At 64.6% G+C, this 20,104-nt stretch carries 19 protein-coding genes; 11 read left to right on the plus strand and 8 right to left on the minus strand.

What is annotated here, in order from left to right; genetic code table 11:
- Positions 1-20: 20 nt before the first annotated feature.
- Positions 21-281, minus strand: coding sequence for a 30S ribosomal protein S20 (gene rpsT / locus AABD04_RS09645; protein ID WP_027497522.1), 261 nt, complete (start codon positions 279-281; stop codon positions 21-23).
- Positions 282-494: 213 nt separating this feature from the next.
- On the opposite strand from rpsT, the gene AABD04_RS09650 reads away from it, so the two are divergent.
- The 3 genes from AABD04_RS09650 to AABD04_RS09660 are packed head-to-tail and all read left to right on the plus strand — an operon-like array spanning position 495 to position 4,006.
- Positions 495-2,192 carry a circularly permuted type 2 ATP-grasp protein gene (locus AABD04_RS09650; protein ID WP_374639538.1) on the plus strand — a complete coding sequence of 566 codons (1,698 nt, stop codon included), beginning with the start codon at positions 495-497 and terminating at the stop codon, positions 2,190-2,192.
- Complete coding sequence (locus tag AABD04_RS09655) at positions 2,193-3,167, plus strand: alpha-E domain-containing protein (protein ID WP_032394562.1); 975 nt, start codon at positions 2,193-2,195, stop codon at positions 3,165-3,167.
- An 8-nt stretch (positions 3,168-3,175) separates the two neighbouring features.
- Positions 3,176-4,006 carry a transglutaminase family protein gene (locus AABD04_RS09660; protein WP_094635545.1) on the plus strand — a complete coding sequence of 277 codons (831 nt, stop codon included), beginning with the start codon at positions 3,176-3,178 and terminating at the stop codon, positions 4,004-4,006.
- Between the two features lie 47 nt (positions 4,007-4,053).
- On the opposite strand, the gene AABD04_RS09665 is transcribed toward AABD04_RS09660, so the two are convergent.
- A complete protein-coding gene (locus tag AABD04_RS09665) occupies positions 4,054-4,623 on the minus strand; it encodes a type II toxin-antitoxin system PemK/MazF family toxin (protein ID WP_341441029.1) in 570 nt (189 codons plus the stop codon).
- Between the two features lie 149 nt (positions 4,624-4,772).
- Between AABD04_RS09665 and lepA the strand changes: the two genes are divergently transcribed.
- Together lepA and AABD04_RS09675 are read left to right on the plus strand one after the other, a co-directional pair.
- Complete coding sequence (lepA, locus tag AABD04_RS09670) at positions 4,773-6,620, plus strand: translation elongation factor 4 (RefSeq protein ID WP_371829190.1); 1,848 nt, start codon at positions 4,773-4,775, stop codon at positions 6,618-6,620.
- 121 nt (positions 6,621-6,741) lie between these two features.
- Complete coding sequence (locus AABD04_RS09675; RefSeq protein WP_341441030.1) at positions 6,742-7,749, plus strand: nitronate monooxygenase; 1,008 nt, start codon at positions 6,742-6,744, stop codon at positions 7,747-7,749.
- 10 nt (positions 7,750-7,759) lie between these two features.
- Here AABD04_RS09675 and AABD04_RS09680 read toward each other — a convergent pair whose 3' ends face one another.
- Positions 7,760-9,805, minus strand: a complete 2,046-nt coding sequence (locus AABD04_RS09680; RefSeq protein WP_341441031.1) for a glycoside hydrolase family 15 protein — start codon at positions 9,803-9,805, stop codon at positions 7,760-7,762.
- A 93-nt stretch (positions 9,806-9,898) separates the two neighbouring features.
- On the opposite strand from AABD04_RS09680, the gene AABD04_RS09685 reads away from it, so the two are divergent.
- The 6 genes from AABD04_RS09685 (at position 9,899) to AABD04_RS09710 (ending at position 14,308) form a co-directional block, all read left to right on the plus strand.
- Positions 9,899-10,132: a hypothetical protein gene (locus tag AABD04_RS09685; protein WP_243609687.1), complete on the plus strand. Its 234-nt coding sequence runs from the start codon at positions 9,899-9,901 to the stop codon at positions 10,130-10,132.
- 118 nt (positions 10,133-10,250) lie between these two features.
- Positions 10,251-10,340, plus strand: coding sequence for an Ms4533A family Cys-rich leader peptide (locus tag AABD04_RS09690; protein ID WP_335741815.1), 90 nt, complete (start codon positions 10,251-10,253; stop codon positions 10,338-10,340).
- Between the two features lie 197 nt (positions 10,341-10,537).
- The gene (locus AABD04_RS09695; RefSeq protein ID WP_341441032.1) at positions 10,538-11,560 is read left to right on the plus strand and encodes a sulfate ABC transporter substrate-binding protein; all 1,023 of its coding nucleotides are present in this window, start codon (positions 10,538-10,540) and stop codon (positions 11,558-11,560) included.
- Positions 11,561-11,562: 2 nt separating this feature from the next.
- On the plus strand, positions 11,563-12,456 hold the full coding sequence (gene cysT / locus AABD04_RS09700) for a sulfate ABC transporter permease subunit CysT (protein WP_341441033.1): 894 nt from the start codon (positions 11,563-11,565) through the stop codon (positions 12,454-12,456).
- Positions 12,453-13,253: a sulfate ABC transporter permease subunit CysW gene (cysW, locus tag AABD04_RS09705; protein ID WP_341441034.1), complete on the plus strand. Its 801-nt coding sequence runs from the start codon at positions 12,453-12,455 to the stop codon at positions 13,251-13,253. Before cysT ends, cysW begins: the two co-directional genes overlap by 4 nt.
- Positions 13,253-14,308 carry a sulfate/molybdate ABC transporter ATP-binding protein gene (locus AABD04_RS09710; RefSeq protein ID WP_243594026.1) on the plus strand — a complete coding sequence of 352 codons (1,056 nt, stop codon included), beginning with the start codon at positions 13,253-13,255 and terminating at the stop codon, positions 14,306-14,308. The genes cysW and AABD04_RS09710 overlap by 1 nt, the downstream gene beginning before the upstream one ends.
- Here AABD04_RS09710 and AABD04_RS09715 read toward each other — a convergent pair.
- The 5 genes from AABD04_RS09715 to AABD04_RS09735 are packed head-to-tail and all read right to left on the minus strand — an operon-like array spanning position 14,268 to position 19,771.
- A complete protein-coding gene (locus AABD04_RS09715) occupies positions 14,268-15,104 on the minus strand; it encodes a sirohydrochlorin chelatase (RefSeq protein WP_341441035.1) in 837 nt (278 codons plus the stop codon). The genes AABD04_RS09710 and AABD04_RS09715 overlap by 41 nt on opposite strands.
- On the minus strand, positions 15,101-16,405 hold the full coding sequence (locus AABD04_RS09720; protein ID WP_243594024.1) for a sulfate adenylyltransferase subunit 1: 1,305 nt from the start codon (positions 16,403-16,405) through the stop codon (positions 15,101-15,103). The genes AABD04_RS09715 and AABD04_RS09720 overlap by 4 nt, the downstream gene beginning before the upstream one ends.
- On the minus strand, positions 16,405-17,349 hold the full coding sequence (gene cysD / locus AABD04_RS09725) for a sulfate adenylyltransferase subunit CysD (protein ID WP_037193075.1): 945 nt from the start codon (positions 17,347-17,349) through the stop codon (positions 16,405-16,407). Before cysD ends, AABD04_RS09720 begins: the two co-directional genes overlap by 1 nt.
- Complete coding sequence (locus AABD04_RS09730) at positions 17,346-18,056, minus strand: phosphoadenylyl-sulfate reductase (RefSeq protein ID WP_037193073.1); 711 nt, start codon at positions 18,054-18,056, stop codon at positions 17,346-17,348. Before AABD04_RS09730 ends, cysD begins: the two co-directional genes overlap by 4 nt.
- Positions 18,053-19,771: a nitrite/sulfite reductase gene (locus AABD04_RS09735; protein WP_341441036.1), complete on the minus strand. Its 1,719-nt coding sequence runs from the start codon at positions 19,769-19,771 to the stop codon at positions 18,053-18,055. Before AABD04_RS09735 ends, AABD04_RS09730 begins: the two co-directional genes overlap by 4 nt.
- Between the last annotated feature and the right edge of the window lie 333 nt (positions 19,772-20,104).

The following is a 20,104-nucleotide window of genomic DNA, read 5'->3' on the forward strand; positions in this document are numbered from 1 at the left end:
CGATCGAGCTCAGTGGTGTATCAGAGCTTGTTGACTGCGAGAGCCAGTGCCGACTTCTTGTTGGCTGCCTGGTTCTTGTGGATGACGCCCTTGCTGGCGGCCTTGTCGAGCTTGCGGCCTGCATCGAGAAGAATCTCGGAAGCCTTGTCCTTGTCGCCCGCAGCCTGTGCCTCGCGGAACGAGCGGATGACGGTACGAAGGGAGGACTTCACCGACTGGTTGCGCAGGCGTGCACGCTCGTTGGTGAGAATCCGCTTCTTCTGGGACTTGATATTGGCCACGCGTAAAATCCTTCTTGTCTTCGTCGGTATTCCGGTCAGGGCGATCCATGCTGGAATGCCCGAAGTCTGCTGCAGAGCATGGAGCCCTGCGCCGAAGATCGAGAATACCAGTACGGTCGGCCAGAACCCAATCCGGAGTGGGGCGACGATGCGTTTCAAGAAATTAACGCTTCTACCGCGCCTAACTCCTGTCTCTGTAGCAACATGGCCAGAATGAGTCCGCGATCGGCAACGCCTGCCAACACCAAGGCCAAAGCGACCAAGACCAAATCCGCGGATCGTGTCGAACCCGAAGTCGACGGAGTGTTCGGAGGATATTCCGACGTCGGAAAGTACAGTCTCGCCTTCGACGAGATGTTCGACGCGGACGGGCGCACCCGAAGTCCGTACAAGGGCATTCACACTGCGCTCGCCCCGGCGAACGCAGTGGACCTGGACGCGAGATCCGATGCGCTGGGACGAGCCTTCATCGACCAGGGCATCACGTTCTCCCTGTCCGGTCAGGAACGCCCGTTCCCGCTCGACCAGGTTCCCCGCGTCATCGCGGCAGGCGAATGGTCACGGCTCGAGCGCGGCATCAAGCAGCGAGTCAAGGCCCTCGAGATGTTCCTCGCCGACATCTACGGCGATCAGGAGATCCTGCGCGACGGTGTGGTACCCAAGCGGCTGGTGACCTCCTGCGAGCATTTCCATCGCGAAGCGGTCGGCATCACACCGCCCAACGGTGTGCGCATCCACGTCGCCGGCATCGACCTCGTCCGTGACGCCCAGGGCACCTTCCGAGTGCTGGAGGACAACCTGCGCTCGCCATCGGGCGTGTCCTACGTGATGGAGAACCGGCGCACCATGGCCCGGGTGTTCCCCGACCTCTTCGCGAGCCACCGCGTCCGCGCCGTCGGCGATTACGCCTCGCACCTACTGCGGGCACTGCGCGCATCGGCAGCCCTGAACGAGGCCGACCCGACTGTGGTGGTTCTCACTCCTGGTGTGGCCAACTCGGCGTACTTCGAGCATTCGTTGCTCGCACGACTGATGGGCGTCGAGCTGGTCGAAGGACGAGACCTGTTCTGCCGAGACAACATCGTCTACATGCGCACCACCGAGGGCGAGCGTCAGGTCGACGTCATCTACCGACGCATCGACGACGACTATCTCGACCCCATGCAGTTCCGCCCCGACTCGGTGCTGGGAGTGGCAGGTCTGGTCAACGCCGCCCGCGCAGGCAACGTCGTCATCTCGAGTGCCGTCGGAAACGGCGTCGGCGACGACAAGCTCGTCTACACCTACGTACCGACGATCATCGACTACTACATGGGCGAGAAGCCGTTGCTGGCCAACGTCGACACGTTCCGCTGCTGGCTGGAGGACGAGTGCGAGGAGGTGCTCGACCGCATCGACGAGCTGGTCATCAAGCCGGTGGAAGGCTCGGGCGGCTACGGCATCGTGTTCGGCCCCGACGCGTCGCCGAAGGAACTCGCGACCATCAGCAAGAAGGTCCGCGCAGATCCGCGCGGCTGGATCGCGCAACCCGTCGTGCAGCTCTCGACGGTGCCCACGAAGATCGGCGACCGATTGGTACCCCGCCACGTCGACCTGCGGCCGTTCGCCGTCAACGACGGTGACGACGTCTGGGTGTTGCCCGGCGGCCTGACCCGGGTGGCGCTGCCGGAGGGATCCCTGGTGGTCAACTCGAGCCAGGGCGGCGGCAGCAAGGACACCTGGGTGCTGGCCACCCGAACCTCTCAGGAGGAGCAGGAACTCGCGGGTGAGGAGATCGTCAGCGTTCCGCCGGAGTCGCCCATGGCCGAACAGGGCCCGGAGCTGACGATGGACCAGCAGATGAATCAGCAGCAGCAACAGCAACAACAGCAGCAGGCAACGAACTCGGACTCGAACGGCGGTGGACAGTAAATGCTCGCGCGCAACGCAGAGTCGCTCTACTGGATCGGGCGGTACGTCGAGAGGGCGGACGACACGGCCCGCATTCTCGACGTCACCGTCCACCAGCTTCTCGAAGACGCCACGGTCGATCCCGACCACACTTCGCGAGTGTTGTTGCGAGTGCTCGGGTTCAAGCACGAACCGGACGTCTCGCTCGACGTGTGGTCGCTCACCGAGGTCGTCGCCTTCAGCCGCGACGGATTGGGTTCGATCGTGGACTCACTGTCGAGTGCCCGTGAGAACGCCCGCGGTGCGCGTGAAGTCACGTCCAGTGAGATGTGGGAGTGCTTGAACACCACGTACAACGGGCTGAACGAACGCATCAGGGCGTCCAAGCGCACCGGCCCGGCCGAGTTCTTCAGCTACATCGAGGAGCGGGCCGCGATGTTCGCCGGTCTCGCGGACTCCACCCTCAGTCACGACGACGGCTATCGCTTCCTCCTGCTCGGTCGCTCGGTCGAGCGCATCGACATGATCGTTCGGTTGTTGCTCTCGCGAGCCGGTGACCGGCCGTCGTCGCCGGCGTGGGTCACCGTGCTTCGCTCCGCCGGTGCTCACGACACCTACCTGCGCACCTACCGCGGCGCGCTCGATGCACAGCGAGTACTGGAATTCATGTTGTTGGACAGGCTCTTTCCGCGATCGGTGTTCTACGCGCTCAACGAGGCGGAGCGTTCGCTGGATCAGCTCGACCATCAGCCCAACAGTCGAGTCGGTGCGCGCGCAGAGGCGCAGCGTCTACTCGGTCGCGCTCGCAGCGAACTCGAATTCCTCCGTCCCGGTGAAATTCTCGACGATCTGCAGGAGCGCCTGCTCTCCCTGCAGGAAACCTGCCGTGAGCTCGGTGATGCAATCTCCAAGCAGTATTTCCACGCCGCTCCGTGGGTGGCGTGGACCGACGCCGGTTCCGGAACATTCGAAGATCAATTGGAAGGTGAACTGTGAGCTGGCGTATGCGTGTCGTGCACACCACGGGCTATCAGTACGACGCACCGGTGACGTCGTCGTACAACGAGGCTCGGTTGACGCCGCGAAGTGACAATCGGCAGAACGTGATTCTGAACCGAGTCGAGACCAACCCGGTGACGCGTTCCTACCGCTACACCGACTACTGGGGCACCGCAGTGACGGCGTTCGATCTGCACGCACCGCACACCGAGCTCGAGGTCACCGGATCGTCGGTGGTCGAGACCGATCCCTTCGTCTACCCGGACGAGAACGCCTCCTGGGAGGAACTCGCGAGCGATCCGGTCATCGACCGCTTCAACGAGGTCCTCGACAATACCGAGTACGTGCCGAAGAACAGGCAACTCGCGTCGGTGGCGAAGAAGCTGTCCAAAGGCCTACCGCCGCAGGAATCGGTGGTGGAGATCGCCAACTGGGTCAACCAGGAGATGTCCTACGTGCCGGGAACCACCGGCGTGCACACCTCGGCCGTCGAAGCATGGTCCGAGAAGAAGGGCGTCTGCCAGGACTACGCCCACCTGACGTTGCTGATGCTGCGCAGCGTCGGCATCCCCAGCCGGTACGTCTCGGGCTACCTGCACCCGAAGAAGCAAGCGGCGATCGGTGCGACGGTGGAGGGTCAGAGCCACGCGTGGATCGAGGCCTGGACCGGTGCCTGGTGGGGCTACGACCCGACCAACGCCATCGCCGTCAACGAGCAGCACGTATCGGTCGGACTCGGCCGCGACTACGCCGACGTGCCACCGCTCAAGGGCATCTTCTCCGGCGGCGGTTCCACGGCTCTCGACGTGGTCGTGGAGATCACCCGCCTCGCCTGATGCCGTACGCGTTGTGCGTAGCTGTGGCTACGCACAACGCGCACGACTCAGTTCCAGCCGAAGTCTCGGCGCAATCTGTCTGCGACGGAATCGAATTGGGGCTTGCTCAGAATTGCGCCCTCGCGGCGAATGCCGTCCTCGGGCACGTCGAGAACTCGATCCAGGCGAATCCAGCTCGGTCGACCCTCGGCGTCCCAGGATCCGGACCCGATCGACTGCCAGTCCCGGTCTCCGTCGCGGCTGCTCTGGCTCGAGAGCATCAGGCCGAGCAGATCGTTGCCCTCGCGCCCGATGACCAACACCGGGCGATCCTTGCCCTGGCTGGCGTCTTCCTCGTAGGTCACCCAGGTCCAGACGATTTCGCCGGGATCGGCTTTGCCGTCCAGGTTGGGGGAGTACTCGATGGTGCGGGCGCGCTGGGCCGTCGGCCTTGTCCGTGACGCCACCGGACGGCCGGGACGAGGAGCCGGAGCGGACGTGCGAGTGGCCGTTCCGCTGATCGCGTCCTTGCCCTTCTGCAGGGCACCGGACTTCTGTAGCTGACGCAGCAGCCGAGGACCTTCGCGCATCGCGATCTTGCCCAGTTCCTTGCCGAATCTGCTCCAGTTGCCAGCCATGCGGCGAGTGTAGCGATCCGGACGCTGCTGCTCATCGCCCGAACCGCGGCGACATGAAGCCCGAGTCGGACAGCCGGGGACGGCGCACCGTTCTCGGCGTGGGACGATAGGGAGACCCGTTCGCTCATTTCGAACACGCCAGCCGAAGGATACGAGTGCCCAGCTTCGCCGACACGACGTTCACCGATCCGTCCAGGATCAGGAACTTCTGCATCATCGCCCACATCGACCACGGTAAGTCGACGCTGGCCGACCGGATGTTGCAGCTCACGGGCGTCGTCGACGACCGGTCGATGCGCGCTCAGTACCTGGACCGGATGGACATCGAGCGCGAACGCGGCATCACCATCAAGGCACAGAACGTGCGGCTCCCATGGGTCGTCGACGGTGAAGAATTCGTCCTGCACCTCATCGACACGCCCGGCCACGTCGACTTCACCTACGAGGTATCGCGTGCCCTCGAGGCCTGCGAGGGAGCGGTACTGCTCGTCGACGCCGCGCAAGGCATCGAGGCGCAGACCCTCGCGAACCTGTACCTCGCTCTCGACAAAGAGCTCACCATCATTCCGGTGCTCAACAAGATCGACCTGCCCGCCGCCGACCCGGATCGCTACGCCGCCGAGATCGCCCACATCATCGGCTGCGAGGCCGACGACGTGTTGCGCGTGTCCGGTAAGACCGGAGTGGGCGTCGAGGAATTGCTCAACGAGGTCGTCAAGCTGGTGCCTGCCCCGGTCGGCAACCCGGACGGCCCGGCCCGCGCGATGATCTTCGACTCGGTCTACGACACCTACCGCGGCGTCGTCACCTACGTCCGAGTCGTCGACGGTGCGCTGAATCCGCGCGAGAAGGTCACGATGATGTCGACCGGCTCGACGCACGAGCTACTCGAGGTCGGCATCGTCTCACCCGATCCGAAGGCGACCAAGGGTCTCGGCGTCGGCGAGGTGGGATACCTGATCACCGGGGTGAAGGACGTCCGCCAGTCCAAGGTCGGCGATACCGTCACCACCTTCCGGAAGGGCGCGACCGAGCCGCTGACCGGCTACCGCGAACCCCGTCCGATGGTGTACTCGGGCCTCTACCCGCTCGACGGTTCGGACTACCCCGACCTGCGCGACGCTCTCGAGAAGCTACAGCTCAACGATGCGGCACTGACCTACGAGCCGGAGACCTCGGTGGCGCTCGGCTTCGGCTTCCGCTGCGGCTTCCTCGGGCTGCTGCACATGGAGATCACCCGCGAGCGGCTCGAGCGAGAGTTCAACCTGGACCTGATCTCGACCTCGCCCAACGTTGTCTACCGCGTCGAGATGGAAGACGGTGCCGAGCACATCGTCACCAACCCGTCGTACTGGCCCGAGGGCAAAGCGCGGGAAGTGTTCGAGCCGATGGTCAAGTGCACCATCATCTCGCCCAGCGAGTTCATCGGTTCCATCATGGAACTGTGCCAGGGACGACGTGGCGAACTCGGCGGCATGGACTACCTGTCCGAGACCCGCGTGGAACTGCGCTACACGATCCCGATGGCCGAGATCATCTTCGACTTCTTCGACATCCTGAAGTCCCGGACGCGTGGCTACGCCAGCCTCGATTATGAGGAGATCGGCGAGCAGGCAGGTGCGCTGGTCAAAGTCGACATCTTGCTCCAAGGTGAGGCCGTCGATGCGTTCTCGGCGATCGTGCACAAGGACAATGCCGCGGCCTACGGCAACAAGATGACGACCAAGCTGAAGGAATTGATTCCGCGCCAGCAGTTCGAGGTGCCGATTCAGGCCGCCATCGGATCTCGCATCATCGCCCGCGAGAACATCCGCGCCATCCGCAAGGACGTGCTGGCCAAGTGCTACGGCGGAGACATCAGCCGTAAGCGCAAGCTGCTCGAGAAGCAGAAGGAAGGCAAGAAGCGGATGAAGACGATCGGTCGCGTCGAGGTGCCACAAGAAGCCTTCGTCGCTGCGTTGTCGTCGGAATCTTCGTCGGACAAGCCCAAGAAGTAACCTCACACCCTTTCTGTCGACCGCGCCCCCGCTCGCATCGGAACAGGGGCGCGCAGTTGTCAGGGGCGCGCGGTCCCCACCGGAACCTGTCGCACATGGCGGGCGAGTACATTTCGAAGCTGTGACGACGCCGATTCTGAAGCAGCTGCGTGTTCCCGTTGTCGGTGCGCCGATGGCAGGTGGCCCGAGTACTCCCGAACTCGCCCGCGCAGTGTCGGAGGCAGGTGGGCTCGGCATGATCGCCGGTGCGCTGTCGACTCCCGAAGCCTTTGCGACGCAGATCGATTCGGTGCGCGGTCTGCTGTTCGGCGTCAATCTCTTCCTGCCCGAGGAACCATCGGGGGCTGACGTGAAGGCCTATGCCGAGCACCTGGCGTCCTGGTTCGAGCGTTTCGACGCGGAGCCGGGAGAGTTGGTGCGACGGGACGACTTCTACGCCGAGAAGTTCGCCTGGCTGCTCGCGCACCCGGTACCGCTGGTGTCGAGTACTTTCGCGACGTTCGATGCGGACGAGGTCGTCCAGTTGCACGCAGTGGGAACCGAGGTGTGGGCCACCGTCGCCACTGCGTCGGACGCATCGGTGGCCACCGCCAACGGTGTGGACGCGCTCGTGGTGCAGGGCCCCGAAGCGGGCGGGCATCGAGGCACCTTCGACGGGTCGGCCCCCGACGAGCCGCTGACCGAACTGCTGATCGCAGTGCGAGAGGTTTCCGATCTACCCCGAATCGCCGCGGGCGGACTGATGGACGGACGCGACATTGCACCACTGCTGGATTCGGGTCTCGCGCATGCGGCGCAGCTCGGAACAGCGTTCCTGAACACTCCCGAGGCCGGTACCAAGCCCGTGCACCGGGAGCAACTGGGCATCGCTTCCGACACTGCGGTGACCAAAGCCTTCTCCGGCCGTCCGGCGCGTGGGCTGGTGAACGAATTCATGCGCGAGAACTCCGAAGCGGCACCGCTGGCGTATCCCGATCTGCACTACTTGACCGCGCCGATGCGCGCGAAGGCCGCGGCGGCAGGAGACCCCTCGGGACTGTCGATGTGGGCCGGCACCGGCTATCGCCGCGTGCAGGCGAAGCCTGCGGCCGAGCTGATCGCCGCATGGGCGAGGCAACTCGGCCGCTGAACCTGCCCTCTCAGGGGTTGGCGTGCGCAGGCTGGAAGTGCCCCGACACCTGAGCTTCCTCGGCGCGAATGACGTGCACCACGGCGTTGATGAGTGCGAGGTGGGTGAACGCCTGCGGGAAGTTGCCGAGGTGACGGCCGGTGCGGTGGTCGATCTCCTCCGCGTAGAGCTTGAGGGGGCTCGCATAGCCGAGAAGTCGTTCGCACAGGTGCTTGGCCCGCGGGAGTTCGCCGATCTCCACCAGCGCCGAGACGAGCCAGAACGAGCAGATCGTGAACGTTCCCTCCTCGCCTGCCAAACCGTCGTCCGTGGTGTCGGTTCGGTAGCGCAGAACCAATCCGTCCTCGGTCAACTCGTCGGCAATGGCGAGCACCGTCGCCCGGATGCGTTCGTCGTCGGCAGGCAGGAACCGCAGGAGAGGTGCCAGTAGCAGCGATGCGTCGAGCGACGGGTCACCGTAGCGCTGGGTGAGCACTCCGCGTTCGTCGGTGCCGTTCTCGAGGATGTCCGCCTTGATCTCGTCCGCGATCTTGTTCCACTTGATCGAGTACTCGTGCTCGCCGTGGATGTCGGCGAGCTTGGCACCGCGATCGAGCGCAACCCAACACATGAGCTTCGAGGACGTGAAGTGCTGCGGTTCGCCGCGCACCTCCCAGATGCCGCGGTCCGGTTTGCGCCAGTTGGCGATCGCTTCCTCGACCTGACGCTTGAGCAGCGGCCACAGAAATTCCGGAACATGCTCCCGCGACTTGACGTGCAGGTACACCGAGTCGAGCATCGTGCCCCAGATGTCGTGCTGTTCTTGGTCGTACGCGCCGTTGCCGATGCGAACGGGTTGCGCGCCGTCGTAGCCGGACAGGTGCGGCAGCTCGCTTTCGTCGAGGGTCTTCTCGCCGCCGATTCCGTACATCACCTGCAGCGGATTGACTTCACCGTTCGCCGTCGTCGCCACATCGGACATGAATGCGAAGAAGTCGTTGGCCTCACGGTCGAGTCCGAGTGTGTAGAGGCCCCACAGTGCGAACGTCGAATCACGTACCCACGTGTAGCGGTAGTCCCAGTTTCGTTCTCCGCCCGGCGTTTCCGGAAGGGAGGTGGTCGACGCCGCCAGTAGGGCTCCGGTGGGCGCGTAGGTCAGGCCTTTGAGGGTCAGGGCGCTGCGCTGCAGGTAGCCCCGCCACGGGTGATCGGGGAACCGGCCGATCGTGATCCACTGCCGCCAGCATTCGGACGTCCGCCACATCTTGTCCGCAGCCTCGTCGAACGTCTGCGGCGCAGGAAGGTCCGACCACGAGAGCGCGACGAACACGTTGTCGCCCTCTGTCATTCGGGTACGTGCACGGGCTTCGCGTCCCTCGATGCCGATCCGGAGGTTGGTGGTCAGCTTCAGGGTGGGCTGATCGCCGCCCGCACTCGCCTCACAGGTGGCGGTGGTTTCCTCGTAGACCTTGCCGGTGTACTCCCATTTCGCCGGTGCGCGGTGGTAGTCGAAGGCGGGCTCGCAGCTCATCTCCAGTTCGACTGTGCCGCTGACACACTTGATGGTGCGCAGCAGGATGTGCTCGGCGTCCCAGTCGCTTGGTGCGCGCTTGTGGGTGCGGGAGCGTTGATCGGTGTTGTGCCACGGCCCCATGACGAGTGCGTCGCGCACGATCAGCCAGCCGGTTTCGGTCTGCCAGGTCGTCTCGACGATCAGGCCGCCGGGCAGATAGCGCCGCGCGGCGGGCACGGATTGACCGTACGGGCCGACGCGAAAGTGCCCTGCGCTTCGGTCGAGAATCGCTCCGAAGATGCTCGGGGAGTCCGGCCGGGGCACGCACATCCACTCGACCGATCCGTTCCGGGCGATCAGGCAGGTCGTTTCGCAGTCCGAGAGGAACGCGTAGTCGTCGATCGGCGGAAAGGCGCTGCGGTAGGACGTCAGGGTGGACACCGGGGCGTCGGTGCTGCCCAACGCTCCCTGAACCTCGACCCCGCCCAAACCTGGGTGTCCCGACCCCATGGCGGGCTCGTCGGCCACCGGGGGCACTGGCGAAACATCTTCGTATGCCGTCATGGCGTAATCATCGACCGATCGATGGCACTCGTCCACTGCTGGTCCTCGCTCGGCGTGGCGTGAGGTCGTCACGGGCTGGTTTAAGCTGCGAGAGTGGATGCGATTGCACGCTGGTGGGACGGCGTCGAACTGTGGGTGACGGGTTTGCCGTTCGTGCCGCAGTCGGTTGTCGTGCTGCTCGTCCTCGTGCCGTCCGCATTCCTGCTGGCACGGGTGTTCGATCGCGTGCTCGCGGTGGTTCTGCACCTGCTCGGGCGCGATGCCCGTGCTGCTCGTGAGACGGAGCTCTCCGATGCGGCCACCACTACGACGAAGGATGGACAGTAATGCCACGGTCTCGGGTCACGTTGGCGCTCATCGCGCTGCTGGTGCTGGTTGTCATCGCCTGGTTGCTCACTCGATAGCCGATTAGAGTCGGTCCGGAACCTCTGCTAGATTTCTGACCGTGTCTTCTGCCGCCGAGTACTGCGTCCGCCACCAGTTGGCGTTGATTGCTGTCGGCATGCTGGCAGTCGCCGACATCGACTGTTGTTGATTCTTTCCTTCGTCGAATCGGTTCGTCGATCGTGGCCGTCGCGCACAACCGCGCTGCGACAGTTCACGACGTTCTTCTTGCCGCGCACGATGGTCCCGCGATGACGCGCGGCCACGGCAGTGGCCCGGTTCGACTCGGGAGTCTCGACTCTGCCCGGCTCGTACACAGTGCATACCGTCATGAAAGGCCTTCTCTCGATGAGGCACAGCTCTCGCTCCCTGCTGACCACGTTCGCGGCTGTGGGAGCCCTTGTCCTCACTGCTTGCAATGGTGGATCCAGTGACGTCGTCGGCGGTGAGCCGGACACCGCGAGCGGGCCCGCCCTGACCCTCGTGAGCTACGCGGTCCCGAAGAACGGTTGGGACGCAATCGGTTCGGCCTTCGCGGCAACCGAGGACGGCGATGGAACGGCGATCAACGCCGACTACGGCCCATCCGGCAACCAGTCGCGCAAGGTGGTCGACGGTGCACCCGCAGACATCGTCAACTTCTCGGTCGAACCGGATATCACGAGACTGGTCACCGCAGGCAAGGTCGACGAGGACTGGAACCGGAATGCCTACGGCGGAGTGCCGTTCGGCTCCGTCGTGACCATCGTCGTGCGCGAGGGCAATCCCAAGAACATTCGCACCTGGGACGACTTGCTCGCGCCGGGCGTACAGGTGATCAGCCCCAGCCCGCTCAGCTCCGGTTCGGCCAAATGGAATCTGCTCGCGCCCTACGCGGCGAAGAGCAACGGCGGGCAGGACAAGCAGGCAGGTCTCGACTTCGTTCGCGCACTCGTCGCCGATCACTTCCCGGTTCAGCCCGAATCCGGCCGCGCTGCAACCGAAGCCTTCCTGCAGGGGCAGGGTGACGCGTTGCTCAGCTACGAGAACGAAGCGCTCCTGATCGAGGAACAAGGACAGGATGTGGAGCACGTCGACGTTCCTGTCACGTTCCGCATCGACAATCCGGTGGCAGTGATCAACGACAGCGCCAATCTCGATCGCGCCAATGCTCTCAACGATTTCCTCTACTCCGACGAGGGGCAGAGGATCTGGGCCGAGTCCGGCTTCCGGCCGACGAACCCGGATATCGCGTCGGAGTACTCCGACACGTTCTTCACCCCCGAAAAGCTGTACACGATCGACGATCTCGGCGGTTGGACCCAGGTGGACGCGGACCTGTTCGGAGACAACGGTGCCATTGCCACGATCTACCAAGAGAGCACTCGGTAGAGATGTCCGTATCGAACAGTGAACCGGCACCGGCGCAGACGGGTGCCCTGCCCAGCACGACGCCTCGGTTTCGTGCTGGGCGGGAAGGCCGGAAGTTTCGCGGCCCGGGATCGGTGGGTCCGCTCGGCCTGGGTGTCGCCGTGTTGTGGCTCAGTGTCATCGTGCTGCTTCCCTTGGCCGCGTTGACGGTTCAGTCCTTCGACGACGGTTTCGTCGGCTTCTGGAACGCGGTCACCGATGAACGCGCCGTGGCCACGTTCAAGGTGACACTGCAGGTGTCGATCGCCGCAGCGGTGGTCAACCTGTTTCTCGGCACGCTGATCGCATGGGTCCTGGTGCGTGACGAGTTTCCGGGCAAGCGTTTCGTCAATGCGTTGATCGATCTACCGTTCGCATTGCCCACCATCGTGGCCAGCCTGGTGCTGCTGTCGCTCTACGGTCCGGCGAGTCCGATCGGGTTGGTGTTCAACGCAACCAAGCCTGCGGTGATAGTCGCATTGCTGTTCGTCACGCTGCCGTTCGTGGTGCGCGCGGTGCAGCCGGTGCTGATCGAACTCGACAAGGACGTCGAGGAGGCCGCGGCTTCGCTCGGCGCGAACAACTGGACCATCTTTCGTCGCATTGTCCTGCCCGTGCTGCTGCCGGCGATTCTCAGCGGTGGCGGCCTCGCCTTCGCTCGGGCCATCGGCGAATTCGGATCGGTGGTGCTCATCGGCGGCAACATCCCCAACGACACGCAGGTCGCGTCGCAGTACATCCGTGAGCTCATCGAATACGACCGAACCACCGATGCCGCGGCGATCTCCGTGGTGCTGCTCGCGATCGCGTTCGCGATGCTGTTCGTGCTTCGCGTGGCGGGCAATCGACTGGCCCGACGTGAGGAGCAGATCTCGTGAAAATCGGACTGCCGATCAAACTGACACTGCGTACCGTCGCTCTGCTGTACCTCGCCGTTCTGGTGCTCTTTCCGCTCGGCACCATCCTGTTCCGCACGTTCGAGGACGGGATCGTCACGTTCTGGGAACAGATCACCACCCCGGCCGCGCAGTCGGCACTGCAGCTGTCGTTGTTGATCGTCGCGATCGTGGTTCCGATCAACATCGTGTTCGGTGTGGTCACCGCCCTCGCGCTCGTGCGCGGACGGTTCCGTGGCAAGGGTGTGCTCGAAGCCATCGTGGATCTGCCCTTCGCGGTGTCGCCCATCATCACCGGCGTCGCGCTGATCCTTCTGTGGGGAGCCAACGGATGGTTCGGCGGGGTCGAAAGCCTCGGTTTCACGGTCATCTTCGCGCTCCCCGGTATGGTCATCGCGACGATTTTCGTCACCCTGCCGTTCGTCGTACGCGAGGTCGAACCCGTGCTGTACGAAATCGGAGAAGAGCAGGAAGAGGCCGCCTCGACGCTCGGTGCGTCGTCGTGGCAGACCTTCTGGCGCATCACCCTCCCGGCGATCCGATGGGGTCTGACCTACGGGGTGGTACTGACCGTCGCGCGATCGCTCGGCGAGTTCGGTGCCGTGATCATGGTCTCGACCAACCTGCCCGGCATCTCCCAGACACTCACGCTGCTGGTCAACACACGGTACGAGGACTTCAATCAACAGGGCGCGTACGCCGCGTCCACACTGCTGATGGGGATCGCCATCATCGTGCTGCTGTTGATGACTGCCCTCGACAAGAAGAGGACGAAGTAATGACCGAGACACCCCCCGAGATCGAGATCTCCGTCGTCGGTGCCAACAAGCACTACGGCGACTTCGCCGCCCTCGACGATGTCAGCATCGACATTCCCAAAGGATCGTTGACGGCGCTGTTGGGACCGAGTGGCTCGGGCAAGTCGACACTGCTGCGCTCCATCGCCGGGCTCGAGCAACTCGATTCCGGACGTGTGGTGCTCGCCGGCCAGGACGTGACGTGGGTCAGCCCGCAGCGCCGTGAGATCGGGTTCGTCTTCCAGCACTACGCTGCGTTCAAACACCTGACGGTGCGCGACAACGTCGCTTTCGGCCTGCAGATTCGGAAGCGTCCCAAGGCGGAGATCGCCAAGAAGGTCGACGAGTTGCTCGAGATCGTCGGGCTGGCCGGATTTCAGGGCCGCTACCCGGCGCAGCTGTCCGGTGGACAGCGTCAGCGCATGGCTTTGGCCCGTGCCCTCGCCGTCGACCCGCAGGTGCTGCTGCTCGACGAGCCCTTCGGTGCGCTCGACGCCAAGGTGCGTGCCGATCTGCGGACGTGGCTCCGCCGACTGCACGACGAGGTGCACGTCACGACCGTGCTGGTGACCCACGATCAGGAGGAAGCGCTCGACGTCGCGGACAGGATTGCGGTCCTCAACAAGGGCCGTATCGAGCAGGTCGGCAGCCCGGAAGATCTCTACGATCGCCCGGCCAACAACTTCGTGATGTCGTTCCTGGGCCAGGTTGCGAAACTGAACGGACTTCTCGTGCGCCCGCACGACATTCGCGTCGGACGCGACCCGTCGTTGGCGCAGGCTCAGGCCAGCGGGACGGCCGAATCGGCCGGGGTCACGCGTGCCGTCGTCGAGCGAGTGGTGCACCTCGGCTTCGAGGTGAAGGTCGAATTGAAGAACGCGGCCACCGGTGAATTGTTCGCGGCGCAGATCACCCGCGGTGACAGTGAGGCACTCGGTCTTCGCGAGGGCGAGACGGTCTACGTGCGAGCGACTCGAGTGCCGAAAATTGCAGACGCTAGCGATCCCGATGCGATTGCTGCCGCACCGGTTCGTTGAACCGGTGCGGCAGCGCGTTCGGCTCCTGCGTCGCCACGGCTCGTGCCGCAGGAGTGGAGCCTGCGGAACGACCCATTGAGACTGCGGACTCGTAGCGCCGCGACACCAGATCGGCCAGCGCCGGATGTGCTCCGATGACCTCCGCATGCACCACATTCGGTAGGCCTGCCACCGACGCCTCGATCCTGTCGGTGAGCAATCCCGGGGCCAAGAACCAAGGTGCAACGACGATGCGGTCGGCTCCCATCGAGCGCAGCTGTGCCACGGCATCGGTGGGGGATGGGGAGACCGATGTCGCAAAGCAGGTGACCGCCCCGGCCCAGCCTGTTCCGGCCTGTAACTTCTCCGCGATCACACGAGTGCGCTGGTTGGCCGGTGCCACCGAGGAGCCCACCGCCGCAAGAGCGATTCCGACCGTCGGATCGTTCAGCGCTGCACCGGTATCGGTGATGCGGTCGCGGACTGCGTCGATGAGGAGAGTGTCGTCTCCGAGGACGTCGGCCTGCACGATCGATACCCGTGGGTGCCTCGTTCGGGCTGAGTCCAGCAGCGCGGGCAGATCGACCTTCGCGTGAAAAGCTTTGCCCAGCAACATCGGGACTGCGACGACGCGTTCATGGCCGGCGGCGGTCAATTGTTCGACGACCTGCTCGACGCCCGGTTCGGTGAGATCCAGAAATGCGACGCGCACCTCCAGATCCGGACGCCGTCGACGCAGGACGTCGACGGCGCGGTGGATCATCGCACCCGAGCGCGGGTCACGGCTGCCGTGAGCAACCGCGATCAGTGCGCTCACGCCGGAACTGCCGACCCCAGTTCGACGGCAGCCAGGGCGTTGCCCACGAGCCCGGCAGCCAGCGTGTTGCCGCCGGCCGGATCGATCAGCAGGAAGCTGCCCGTGTGCCGGTTGACGGCGTAGTCGTCTGCCACGATGGGTTCTGCCACACGCACGGAGATTCGACCGATCTCGTTGAGCTCCAACGATTCCGGCCCTTCCTGTGCAGTGAGCTCCTGCTCGTCGAACCGCTCGATCAGTGTCCCGACGATGGCCTGGGTGGTTCGCGTGCCGTGCTTGAGCAGTAGGCGAGCGCCGGGACGAAGCGGCTTCTCGGCGAGCCAGCACACCGTGGCCTCGAAGTCGCCGATCGGTTCGGGTGCGTCCTGCGGCGAGGCGATGGTGTCGCCGCGCGAGACGTCGACGTCGTCGGCCAGCACGAGGGTGACGCTGCGTCCGGCATGGGCCGTGCGCAGTTCGCCGTCGGCGGTGTCGATGCGCTCGACGGTGGTCCGAGTGCCGGAAGGCAGGATGACGACCTCGTCGCCGACGTCGACGGTGCCTGCTGCTACCTGGCCGGCGTATCCGCGATAGTCCGGGAAGTCTGCTGTGCGCGGACGGATCACGTACTGCACGGGGAATCGAAGACCGACCCGATGCGGTTCGGCGTCCACCGGGACCGACTCGAGGTGCTCGATGAGGGTGGGGCCGTCGTAGTACGGAGTCTTGTCGGACTTCACCGCGACGTTGTCGCCGTGCAGTGCGGACACCGGGATTTCGATGACGTCCTCGCTGGACCAGCCGAGTGAGGTGGTCAGCGAGTTGAACTCGGCCGAGATCTCGGCGAACACCGTAGCGGGGTCCTCGACCAGATCGATCTTGTTGACCGCGAGCACCAGGCGTGGAACACCGAGCAGGGCGAGAACGGCTGCGTGCCTTCGAGTTTGGGTGATGACACCCTTGCGGGCATCGACCAGCAGGATGACGAGCTGAGCCGTCGACGCTCCGGAGACGGTGTTGCGGGTGTACTGCACGTGGCCGGGAGTATCGGCCAGCACGAACGAGCGGTGCGGCGTCGCGAAGTAGCGGTAGGCCACGTCGATGGTGATGCCCTGTTCACGCTCGGCGCGCAGGCCGTCGACCAGAAGCGACAGGTCCGGTGTGGCCAGTCCCTTGTCCACCGACGCGCGAGTGACTGCGTCGATCTGATCTGCCAGAACCGATTTGGTGTCGTACAACAGTCGTCCGACGAGGGTGGACTTACCGTCGTCGACGCTACCTGCGGTGGCGAGGCGGAGGAGTTGAGTTCCCGTGCTGCTCATCAGAAGTATCCTTCTCGTTTGCGATCTTCCATGGCAGCCTCGGAGACGCGGTCGTCGCCGCGGGTGGCTCCGCGTTCGGTCAGCCGTGACGCGGCCACCTCGGCAAGGATCGCCTGGTTGTCAGCGGCCTCGGACAGGACTGCGCCGGTGGTGGATCCGTCGCCGACGGTGCGGTAGCGCACCGACAAGGTCTGCAGCTCCTCGTTCTCGGCCGGTCCGCCCCACACTCCCGGCGTCATCCACATGCCGTCACGCTGGTAGACGGGACGCTGGTGTGCGTAGTAGATGCTCGCCAGTTCCACGTCGTCACGGGCGATGTAACGCCAGATGTCGAGTTCGGTGAAGTTGCTGAGCGGGAACACCCGCACCTGCTCACCGGGGGAATGCTTGCCGTTGTACAGGTTCCACAGCTCGGGGCGCTGCTTCTTGGGCTCCCACTGACCGAAGGCGTTGCGCAGCGAGAAGATCCGCTCCTTGGCGCGGGCGCGTTCCTCGTCGCGTCGGGCACCGCCGAAGACGGCGTCGAACCGATTCTCGGAGATCGCGTCGAGAAGCGGCACGGTCTGCAGCGGGTTGCGGATGCCGTCGGGGCGCTCGGTGAGGCGTCCGTCGGCGAGGTACTCCTCGACGCTGGCCACGTGCAGGCGCAGGTTGTACTTGGCGACCACGTGATCGCGGAAGTCCAGCACCTCCTGCAGGTTGTGGCCGGTGTCGACGTGGAGCAGCGCGAACGGCAGGGGAGCGGGCCAGAAGGCCTTGATCGCCAGGTGCAGCAGGACGGTCGAGTCCTTGCCGCCGGAGAACAGGATGACGGGGCGCTCGAACTCGCCCGCCACCTCGCGGAAGATGTGGATGGCCTCGGATTCGAGTGCGTCGAGGGTGTCGAACCGATCTGCGTCGAGATGGGTTCGACCGACGGTGGCCGAGGTGAGGTCGAGTGTCATGAGGCGTGCAACCCACATTCGGTCTTGGCCTTACCGGCCCAACGACCGCTACGCGGGTCGGCTCCGGGGGCAGGTTTGACGGTGCACGGTGCGCACCCGATGGACGGATAGCCCTCGTCGACGAGGGGATTGACCAGAATCGAATGTTCGTCGATGTAGGCCTGCATCTCCTCGTCCGACCACGGTGCGATCGGGTTGATCTTGACCAGGCCGAAGGCGTCGTCGAACGAGATGAGCGGGGCGTTGGCACGCGTGGGTGCTTCGACCCGCCGGATGCCGGTGACCCAGGCGCTGTAGTTCGCCAGTTCCTTCTTCAGAGGGGCGACCTTGCGCATCGCGCAGCACCGGTTGGGCTCGCGGGCGAACAGGTCCTTGCCCTCGATCGAATCCTGTTCCGCCACAGTCTTCTCGGCGCGGGCGTTGACCACGTGCACGCCGTAGACCGCCTCGACGGCGTCGCGCGTTCCGATGGTCTCGGCGAAGTGGTAGCCGGTGTCGAGGAACAACACGTCCACGCCGGGATGGACCTGTGCAGCGAGGTGAACGAGAACCCCGTCCTGCATGTTGGAGGCAACGATGAAGTCGTTACCGAAGTTGTCCTCGGTCCACTGCAACAGCTCCAGTGGGCTCGCCCCGTCGAGTTCGCGGGCACCGCGCTCGGCGATGTCCTTCAATTCCTCCACCGTCAAATTCAGCCTGGTACTCATCGCAAATCCGCCTCGTCTGCTCGCACGGCCCATTGAGCGAACCGTTCGCCGTCCTCGCGGTGCTTGTCGAAATTGCGCACCACTCTGTCGATGTAATCTCCCAGCTCGGAGCTGTTGACCTTGTGCTGGCGCAACTTTCGGCCGAAGGCACTGTCGAGTCCGAGGCTGCCTCCGAGATGAACCTGGAAACCCTCGATCTGATTCCCGGCCCCGTCGTCGACCAGCAGACCCTTGAACCCGATGTCGGCGATCTGCGACCGTGCGCACGAGTTGGGGCAGCCGTTGATGTTGATCGTGATCGGAACGTCGAGTCGACTGTTGATGTCGGACAGGCGCTCTTCGAGCTCCGGTACGAGAACCTGTGAACGCTTGCGGGTTTCGGCGAACGAGAGCTTGCAGAACTCGATGCCGCTGCATGCCATCAGGTTCTTGCGCCAGTGCGAGGGCCGGGCCGGTAGGCCCAGCGCATCGAGGTCGGAGATCAACTGCTCGAGCGTCTCGTCCGGAACGTCGAGGACGATCAGCTTCTGGTACGGCGTGAACCGCACGCGATCCGACCCGGCCTTCTCGGCGGCGTCGGCGACGGCGGCGAGGATGGTGCCGGAGACGCGACCCGCGATGGGAGCGACACCGACGGCGTTGAGCCCGTTCTTGAGCTTCTGGATCCCGACGTGATCGCGGGGCCGAGCGGGCTTCTCGGGAGCCGGGCCGTCGATGAGCTTGCGGTGCAGGTACTCGTCCTCGAGGACCTGGCGGAACTTCTCGATGCCCCAGTCCTTGATGAGGAACTTCAGGCGCGCCTTGGTGCGAAGCCGACGGTAGCCGTAGTCACGGAAGATCGAGACGACGCCTTCCCACACGTCCGGCACCTCGTCGAGCGGGATCCAGACACCGACCCGCTGCGCCAGCATGGGGTTGGTGGACAGTCCGCCGCCGACCCAGAGGTCGAGCCCCGGTCCGTGTTCGGGATGGTTCACACCGATGAATGCGCAATCGTTGACCTCGTGCACCACGTCCTGCAGGCCCGAGATGGCCGTCTTGAACTTGCGCGGCAGATTGGAGTACTCGGGCTTGCCGATGTAGCGCTCGACGATCTCGTCGATGGCGGAGGTGGGGTCGAGAATCTCGTCGACGGCCTCGCCTGCGAGCGGGGACCCGAGCACCACGCGGGGGCAATCGCCGCACGCCTCGGTGGTCTTCAGGCCGACCGCTTCGATACGACGCCAGATCTCGGGGACGTTCTCCACCTCGATCCAGTGGAACTGGACGTTCTCCCGATCGGAGAGGTCGGCGGTGTCGCGGCCGAAGTCCTGGGAAATGCCGGCGAGGACGCGCAGCTGCTTGAGGTTCAGTGCGCCCGCGTCGCAGCGGATGCGCATCATGAAGTACTTGGCTTCGAGCAGGTCGATGTTGTCGTCACCGGTGAAGGTGCCGTCGTAACCCTCTTCGCGCTGGGTGTAGAGCCCCCACCACCGGAAGCGGCCACGGAGGTCGCCCTTGTCGATGCTGTCGAACCCCTGCTTGGAGTAGATGTTCTCGATGCGGGCACGCACGTTGAGCGGGTTGTCGTCCTTCTTGGACTGCTCGTTGGCGTTCAGTGGCTCCCGGTATCCCAGTGCCCACTGTCCCTCGGCTCGACGCTTGGTCGGCCGTGGCGTGCGCTCCCGTGGTGTAACGGGGGCAGCATCGGTGGTCGCGTCGCTGGTCGACGACATGCATTGCTCCTGCATCTGTGTGCTGGCCGGCACCCGGGACGACAGCGCAGGCGATTGCGCTCTCGAGACAGTGGGGAACCGGTGGATCGAATGGACGTGCTCGAAGGAGGGCTGGTCAGCAGCCGGTCGTGTGTCGACACGACGCACTGCAGACACGGCCGAGATCGACATGGCGGCGCGCCACGAGTCGAATTCCTGAGTCGGTCACGGGAGCCATTGTGCCACGTCATCGGGGCGACAGACGACCGCGGCGGCTATTTACCCCGATTTTGCGGTGAATAGGCTGGCAGGGCGAGTGGGATCGGGCGGACCTGGACTCTGGGAGACTGGAGA

This window comes from Rhodococcoides navarretei, assembly GCF_038069675.1.
Classification (GTDB): Bacteria; Actinomycetota; Actinomycetes; order Mycobacteriales; family Mycobacteriaceae; genus Rhodococcoides; species Rhodococcoides navarretei.

Excerpts from the sequence above, each read along its gene's own strand:
- AABD04_RS09655 (WP_032394562.1), top strand. The coding sequence starts at position 2,193 with ATGCTCGCGCGCAACGCAGAGTCGCTCTACTGGATCGGGCGGTACGTC.
- AABD04_RS09695 (WP_341441032.1), top strand. The coding sequence starts at position 10,538 with ATGAGGCACAGCTCTCGCTCCCTGCTGACCACGTTCGCGGCTGTGGGA.
- AABD04_RS09660 (WP_094635545.1), top strand. The coding sequence starts at position 3,176 with ATGCGTGTCGTGCACACCACGGGCTATCAGTACGACGCACCGGTGACG.
- AABD04_RS09730 (WP_037193073.1), bottom strand. The coding sequence starts at position 18,056 with ATGAGTACCAGGCTGAATTTGACGGTGGAGGAATTGAAGGACATCGCC.
- AABD04_RS09650 (WP_374639538.1), top strand. The coding sequence starts at position 495 with ATGAGTCCGCGATCGGCAACGCCTGCCAACACCAAGGCCAAAGCGACC.
- cysT (WP_341441033.1), top strand. The coding sequence starts at position 11,563 with ATGTCCGTATCGAACAGTGAACCGGCACCGGCGCAGACGGGTGCCCTG.
- AABD04_RS09665 (WP_341441029.1), bottom strand. The coding sequence starts at position 4,623 with ATGGCTGGCAACTGGAGCAGATTCGGCAAGGAACTGGGCAAGATCGCG.
- cysD (WP_037193075.1), bottom strand. The coding sequence starts at position 17,349 with ATGACACTCGACCTCACCTCGGCCACCGTCGGTCGAACCCATCTCGAC.
- AABD04_RS09710 (WP_243594026.1), top strand. The coding sequence starts at position 13,253 with ATGACCGAGACACCCCCCGAGATCGAGATCTCCGTCGTCGGTGCCAAC.
- AABD04_RS09680 (WP_341441031.1), bottom strand. The coding sequence starts at position 9,805 with ATGACGGCATACGAAGATGTTTCGCCAGTGCCCCCGGTGGCCGACGAG.
- AABD04_RS09735 (WP_341441036.1), bottom strand. The coding sequence starts at position 19,771 with ATGTCGTCGACCAGCGACGCGACCACCGATGCTGCCCCCGTTACACCA.
- AABD04_RS09720 (WP_243594024.1), bottom strand. The coding sequence starts at position 16,405 with ATGAGCAGCACGGGAACTCAACTCCTCCGCCTCGCCACCGCAGGTAGC.